Here is a 3329-nt window from a genome sequence, read left to right as displayed (position 1 = left end):
GCGACAGCCTCCTCTTCCTGGGTCCGCCGCACTCGGAGGCGTGTCATCACGCAAGCCGCCACAGTGATCTTCTAGACGGCGGCCATCTCAGCAAAGAGGAACCACACGTGCAAGCCCTTTCTTCAAACCGCCGCCGCCGTGGCGGCTCGAGCCGCCGACCGGCGGACTCCGCTGGCCGTTCGCGCCAGGGAAACCGACAAGCCGACAAGCACCACGAAGACCGCCATCACCACCAGCCCCGCCCGGAGCCCCAGGCTTCGCGTCGGGAGTCGCGCCCCCGTCTCAGCGTGTCCGAGATCTGGGAGCAGATCGAGTACAACTGCCAGGAGACCGCCCTCGAGCAGAACCTCATCGAGGTCGGTGAGCGCTTCACCCTCACCCCCGACCAGGGGCGAGCCATCGACGACCTCATCGACCTGCTCGAGAACCGCAAGCGGCGCATGCTGCTGGTGGCCCCCACGGGCGCGGGCAAGACCGAGGTGATGATGCGGGTCGCCATCGACCAGCACATCGCCACCAACCGCGCCACGGTCATCATCGCCCCCACGCGTGATCTCTCGCGTCAGCACTTCCAGTACCTCAGCGACCGCCTGCGCGACACGGGCATCGACGTGGTCGAGATCCACAGCGGCGTTCCGCCGGGACAGCGCCAGCGCGATCTCGACGACGCTGTCGCGGGTCGGGTCGGTGTGGTGGTGGGCAGCGCCATGCTCATGCACAAATCGGGCTTCCGCGAGCTGCTCAACACGGCGGGCATGGTCATCATCGATGACGCCAACGCCTTCGACGAGCGCCAAGACCTCTCGCGCCTGCGCGGGCTCGAGCGCCCCTGCCTCTTCCTCACCGCCACGCCCAAGGCCATCGGCCGCTTCCTCGAGCTCGAGGGGGCCTACGACAACAAGGTCGAGATCAAGACCATGCCGTTCGCCTCGCCCAAGACCGAGGTGCACCGCGTCGAGGCCTCGTTCGGTGAGAACGTGTACAGCCAGCTCGACCGCACCCTCGACATGATCCAGAAGCACCTCGATCTCGAGAGCCGGGTCTACGTCATCTCGCGCACCCGCGTCAAGGTGGCCCCCATCGCCCTCTACCTCGAAGATCGGCTCGGCATCCCCGCCGCGCAGCTGCATGGCGAGATGGCCGACACCAAGGAGCACAAGAAGCGCCAGCGCGGCACCAGCAGCGTGTGGAGCAGCGTTCCCGAGACCCGCACCGAGATGATGCGCCGGTTCAAGCAGAACCTGCCCTCGATTCTCGTGGCCACCAACCTTGTGGGCAGCGGCCTCGATGTGCCCATGGCCGACCTCATCGTCATCACCGACGCCGATCACTTCTCCGAGTCAGAGATGGAGCAGCTCATCGGCCGCGTGGGGCGTCGCGAGCGCGCCTCTGATGCGGTGCTCCTCACGGGCACCGTGGTGAACCGCGAGGCCACCACCACCGTGCGCGGCAAGAGCCAGGTGGTGAACGGCCGCGTGGTGACCTCGTTCGGGTCGCTCGGCCGCGGACGTCGGGGCCGCCGCCGCTGAACACCGACCGCTCCCGCAGCCTCTACACATCCCTCTGTGGCATCACCCCGGGCGGCGTGAACTCGCCGTTCCGTGGGTTCCACCACGTCGACCCGTCAAAGACGCCGCGCATCATCGCCCGCGGCGACGGGGCCTTCATGATCGATGTCGATGGCAACCGCTATCTCGACTTCCTCGGCGCCTGGGGACCGCTCGTGCTCGGCCATCGCCACCCCGAGGTGACGGCCGCCATCACGCAGGCCCTCGCCGACGGGTGGGTGTTCGGCACCAGCACCGAGATCGAGCAGCAGATGGCCGAGGCGGTTCGCCAGGCCCTCCCGTCGATGGAGATGGTGCGCTTCGTCAACAGCGGCGCCGAGGCGGTGCAGGCGTGCGTGCGCCTGGCCCGCGCCGCCAGCCGTCGCGAGGTCATCGTGAAGCTCGAGGGCGGCTATCACGGCCACGTCGAATCGCTCGACATGGCCGATCCGCTCGATCGACCCAACGCCGCCCTCTCCGGATCGGTGAAGGCGCTGGTCGACCGCACCCTCACCGTGCCCTTCGGCGATGCGTCCGCCCTCGAGGTCCTGCTTGCGGAGCGCGCGCGTGACATCGCCGCCGTCATCGTCGAGCCCGTGCCCGGGAGCATGGGCGTCATCGTTCCGCATGAGGGCTACCTGCGCGCGCTGCGCGAGATCACCCGCAAGCACGATGTGCTGCTCATCTTCGACGAGGTGCTCACCGGCTTTCGGGTCGCCTACGGCGGCGCCCAGCAGATCTGGGGCGTCGATCCCGACATCACCGCGCTGGGGAAGGCGGTGGGCGGCGGGCTGCCGTGCGGCGCCTACGGGGGCAAGCGGGCCGTGATGGAGCGGGTGGCGCCAGTCGGGCCCATGTACCAGGCGGGCACGTTCAGCGGAAACCCGCTCAGCATGCGTGCCGGGCTCGCAACCCTCGAGGTGCTGCGTCGTCCGGGCACCTACGAGCGCCTGGGCGCGCTCACCCGTCGCCTCTGCGACGGCTTCGAGCGGGTGGCGGCCGCGCACGGCGTGGCCATGCGCGCCCCATCGGTGGGCGGCATGTTCGGCATGCTGTTCACCGCGCAGCCCGTGCGCAACCTCGATGACTTCAAGCGCTGCGACGACCCCGCGTTCGCTCGCTTCTTCTTCGCCATGCTCGACCAGGGCTTCTACTTCCAGCCGTCGCAGTCAGATGCGGCAGCCGTGTCGACCGCGCACACCGAGGCCGACATCGACGCCACCATCGAAGCCGCGTCGCGGGCGCTCGCCACGGCTGTCGCCGCGCGCTGATCGCAGGGTCGCACCCGTGCATCCACTGCTGGCCGCCTTCGAAGCCACCCCCGTGGGACACGCCCTGGCCGGCCTGGCCAGCGCGTCGCGGGCCTTCCGCCTGGGCGGGGTGCGCACGTCGGCCCGTGCCCTGGTGCTGGCTGCGCTGGCGCGGCGCGCGGCGCTGCCGCTGCTGTGGGTGACGTCGACCCACGACGAAGCCGAGCGCCTCGTGCAAGACGCCACGTTCTTCCTCGATAACGGCACGCCCCTCGACCCTTCTCAGCCCACCCCCACCGCCATCGTCTTCCCAGAGCGCGCGCCGTCGATGTTCGATGAAGGCACCTCTGATCCGGAGCGCCTCGCCGTGCTCGAGGCGCTGCTGGCGCGCCGGCCCGTGGTGGTTGTGGCCTCGGTGGTGGCGCTCATGCAGCGCACGGCGGCACCGCAGCGCGTGCAGCACGATCTGCTCGAGCTGCGCGTCGGCGAGGACGTCGATTTCGACGGTCTGCTCGCGGGTCTCATCGCGCGC

General features: G+C 69.5%; 3 protein-coding genes. All 3 read left to right on the top strand.

From position 1 onward, the window contains the following. Nucleotides 1-287 precede the first annotated feature (287 nt). The gene (locus EB084_22205) at nucleotides 288-1529 is read left to right on the top strand and encodes a DEAD/DEAH box helicase (protein ID NDD30977.1); all 1242 of its coding nucleotides are present in this window, start codon (nucleotides 288-290) and stop codon (nucleotides 1527-1529) included. Continuing rightward, the gene (locus EB084_22200; protein ID NDD30976.1) at nucleotides 1526-2818 is read left to right on the top strand and encodes an aminotransferase class III-fold pyridoxal phosphate-dependent enzyme; all 1293 of its coding nucleotides are present in this window, start codon (nucleotides 1526-1528) and stop codon (nucleotides 2816-2818) included. Before EB084_22205 ends, EB084_22200 begins: the two co-directional genes overlap by 4 nt. A 16-nt stretch (nucleotides 2819-2834) precedes the next feature. Further along, nucleotides 2835-3329, top strand: a 495-nt coding sequence (locus EB084_22195; GenBank protein NDD30975.1) for a hypothetical protein, incomplete at its 3' end; no start/stop codon positions are given.

The sequence above is a fragment of the Pseudomonadota bacterium genome (genome assembly GCA_010028905.1).
Lineage (GTDB): Bacteria > Vulcanimicrobiota > Xenobia > RGZZ01 > RGZZ01 > RGZZ01.
The sequence above is the reverse complement of the archived record's forward strand: the minus strand, read 5'-3'. Positions and strand labels throughout refer to the sequence as shown.